This window comes from Christiangramia aquimixticola (genome assembly GCF_048285835.1).
Lineage (GTDB): Bacteria > Bacteroidota > Bacteroidia > Flavobacteriales > Flavobacteriaceae > Christiangramia > Christiangramia aquimixticola.
Map to the genome: position 1 here is coordinate 462,723 of NZ_JBLVTL010000001.1, position 2,711 is coordinate 465,433.

General features: G+C 37.4%; 5 protein-coding genes and 1 pseudogene. All 6 read right to left on the minus strand.

Annotated features, from left to right (window positions below):
* A pseudogene (locus ACNKXV_RS02025) lies at nt 1-100 on the minus strand (50S ribosomal protein L7/L12); the annotation flags it as partial.
* Nucleotides 101-157: 57 nt separating this feature from the next.
* Nucleotides 158-679: a 50S ribosomal protein L10 gene (gene rplJ, locus ACNKXV_RS02030; protein ID WP_417906029.1), complete on the minus strand. Its 522-nt coding sequence runs from the start codon at nt 677-679 to the stop codon at nt 158-160.
* Nucleotides 680-688: 9 nt separating this feature from the next.
* Nucleotides 689-1,387 carry a 50S ribosomal protein L1 gene (gene rplA, locus ACNKXV_RS02035; RefSeq protein ID WP_417906030.1) on the minus strand — a complete coding sequence of 233 codons (699 nt, stop codon included), beginning with the start codon at nt 1,385-1,387 and terminating at the stop codon, nt 689-691.
* A gap of 19 nt (nt 1,388-1,406) precedes the next feature.
* Nucleotides 1,407-1,844: a 50S ribosomal protein L11 gene (rplK, locus tag ACNKXV_RS02040; protein ID WP_417906031.1), complete on the minus strand. Its 438-nt coding sequence runs from the start codon at nt 1,842-1,844 to the stop codon at nt 1,407-1,409.
* Between the two features lie 73 nt (nt 1,845-1,917).
* Nucleotides 1,918-2,469, minus strand: coding sequence for a transcription termination/antitermination protein NusG (gene nusG, locus ACNKXV_RS02045; protein ID WP_417906032.1), 552 nt, complete (start codon nt 2,467-2,469; stop codon nt 1,918-1,920).
* A 16-nt stretch (nt 2,470-2,485) separates the two neighbouring features.
* Entirely contained in the window at nt 2,486-2,683 is a 198-nt protein-coding gene (secE, locus tag ACNKXV_RS02050) for a preprotein translocase subunit SecE (RefSeq protein ID WP_417906343.1), read from the minus strand.
* Between the last annotated feature and the right edge of the window lie 28 nt (nt 2,684-2,711).

Sequence of the window (2,711 nt, forward strand, 5' to 3'; positions counted from 1 at the left end):
GCTCGATACCATATTCTTCTTTTAAAATATCTGCTAACTCATTTACTTCTTTTACAGTAAGGTTAACTAGTTGTTCTGCGAATTCTTTTAAATCTGCCATTTTCTATCGTTTTTAAAAAGTTCTTTAATTTATAATTGTTAAAAAGTGCGTACTATATTATCCCTCTTTTTCTGAAAGAGTCTTAAGGATTCCTGCGATCTTTCCACCACCTGACTTAAGTGCAGAAACAACATTTTTAGCAGGAGATTGAAGTAATCCAACGATATCCCCGATAACTTCTTCTTTAGACTTGATATTAACCAGAGTCTCAAGATAGTCATCACCTACATAAACAGCTTCTTCAACAAAAGCTCCTTTAAGTAAAGGCTTCTCAGATTTCTTTCTAAATTCCTTAATTACTTTCGCCGGAGCATTTCCGGTTTCAGAAAGCATGATAGAGGTGTTACCTTTTAAAACTGTTGGAAGATCACCGAAATCTTTTTCAGCAGCTTCCATAGCTTTAGCCAATAACGTGTTTTTAACTACCGATAACTTAACATCTGCTTTAAAACAAGCTCTACGTAAGTTAGAAGTCGTTCCGGCATCAAGTCCGGAAATGTCAGCCAAATAGATAGTTGGTGTTGCGGCTAACTGGGCAGTTAAATCTTCTATAACTTGTGATTTTTCTTCTCTTGTCATAATCTTAAATTATTGCTCAGTAAACCTTTTAGTATCTATTGCTACACTCGGGCTCATTGTGCTTGACATGTAAATACTCTTAATGTAAACACCTTTAGCGGCCTGAGGCTTCAATTTTACCAGCGTAGTTAATAATTCTCTTGCATTACCTGCGATCTTTTCAGCATCAAAAGACGCTTTTCCAATAGCAGCATGTACAATTCCAGTTTTGTCAACCTTGAAGTCAATTTTACCAGCTTTTACATCAGAAACCGCTTTAGCGATATCCATAGTAACTGTTCCGGTTTTAGGGTTAGGCATTAAACCTCTTGGTCCTAATACTCGACCTAATGGTCCTAATTTACCCATAACGCTAGGCATAGTGATGATAACATCAACATCTGTCCAGCCTCCCTTGATCTTATCAAGATATTCATCTAATCCAACATAGTCAGCGCCAGCTTCTTTAGCTTCTTCTTCCTTATCTGGAGTAACCAAAGCCAGAACCTTAACGTCTTTACCAGTACCGTGTGGAAGTGTTACAACACCTCTAACCATCTGGTTAGCTTTACGCGGATCTACATTCAAACGAACTGCAAGATCTACAGAAGGATCAAAGTTTTCGTTAGAAACTTCTTTTATCAAAGCAGAAGCTTCAGCAACCGTATACGTCTTTCCGTTTTCGATTTTACCTTGAGCTTCTTTTTGCTTTTTAGTTAATTTTGCCATTTTCTAATTTCTTTTTGGATTAAAACGGTGCTTCACCTTTTACAGTTATTCCCATCGAACGAGCTGTTCCGGCAACCATTTTCATTGCAGATTCTACGGTAAACGCGTTAAGATCCTGCATCTTGTCTTCTGCAATCGCTCTAACCTGATCCCAAGAAACACTAGCTACTTTTTTTCTGTTCGGTTCACCAGAACCTTTTTTAGTTTTAGCCGCTTCCATCAACTGTACCGCTGCAGGAGGAGTCTTGATCACAAAATCAAAAGACTTATCCTTATAAACAGTAATTGCTACTGGAAGTACCTTTCCTTGCTTATCCTGAGTTCTACCATTGAATTGCTTACAGAATTCCATGATGTTTACTCCGGCAGCACCTAAAGCAGGTCCAACTGGTGGTGATGGGTTAGCAGCACCTCCGCGAACTTGTAGTTTTACAACTTTACTTACTTCTTTTGCCATTTTTCAAATTTTTAAATGATAGTTTGTTTAGTGGAAGCTGAAAAAACTATCAAAAAATATATGTAACAGTTATTTATACTTTCTCTACTTGCATGTAACTTAACTCTAATGGTGTCTTTCTTCCGAAGATCTTAACCATTACCTCAAGCTTACGTTTCTCTTCATTGATCTTCTCAACAGTTCCATTGAAACCGTTAAAAGGACCATCGATAACTTTAATTGTTTCACCAATTGTAAACGGAATCGCAACATTATCTGTCTTAACAGAAAGTTCATCAACTTTTCCTAACATTCTGTTCACCTCAGAATTTCTAAGCGGCACCGGGTCTCCACCCTTTGTCTCACCAAGAAATCCAATCACTCCGTTAATTCCTTTTATAATATGTGGGATTTCACCCCCAATATTTGCCTGGATCATTACATATCCCGGAAAATAAACACGTTCTTTATTTACTTTCTTTCCGTTACGAATCTGTATAACTTTCTCTGTAGGTACTAAAACCTGATCTACAAAGTCTTCAAGTCCTAAATGAGAAATTTCTTTCTCGATATAATCCTTTACTTTGTTTTCCTGTCCGCTAACGGCACGAACCACATACCACTTTTTATCCTTTGCTTCAGCCATTGTTCTGTTCTTTCAATTATGATTTAACCCATTCGAAGTACTGCTCGATAGCGCCACTAAAAAGCGTATCCACACCCCAAATCGCTAAAGAAAAAATAATCGAGAACACGGCAACAAGAACTGTAAGCCTTTGAGCTTCTGACCAGCTTGTCCAGGTAACGTGGTTTTTTAACTCGTTATAAGATTCTGATACGTAATTAACAAATCCTGCCATTTTCAATAAAAATATTTGCACGGGTTGA

Bases quoted from the DNA above. Each gene is read 5' to 3' on its own strand.
- rplJ (WP_417906029.1), bottom strand. From the start codon at position 679: ATGACAAGAGAAGAAAAATCACAAGTTATAGAAGATTTAACTGCCCAG.
- rplA (WP_417906030.1), bottom strand. From the start codon at position 1,387: ATGGCAAAATTAACTAAAAAGCAAAAAGAAGCTCAAGGTAAAATCGAA.
- rplK (WP_417906031.1), bottom strand. From the start codon at position 1,844: ATGGCAAAAGAAGTAAGTAAAGTTGTAAAACTACAAGTTCGCGGAGGT.
- nusG (WP_417906032.1), bottom strand. From the start codon at position 2,469: ATGGCTGAAGCAAAGGATAAAAAGTGGTATGTGGTTCGTGCCGTTAGC.
- secE (WP_417906343.1), bottom strand. From the start codon at position 2,683: ATGGCAGGATTTGTTAATTACGTATCAGAATCTTATAACGAGTTAAAA.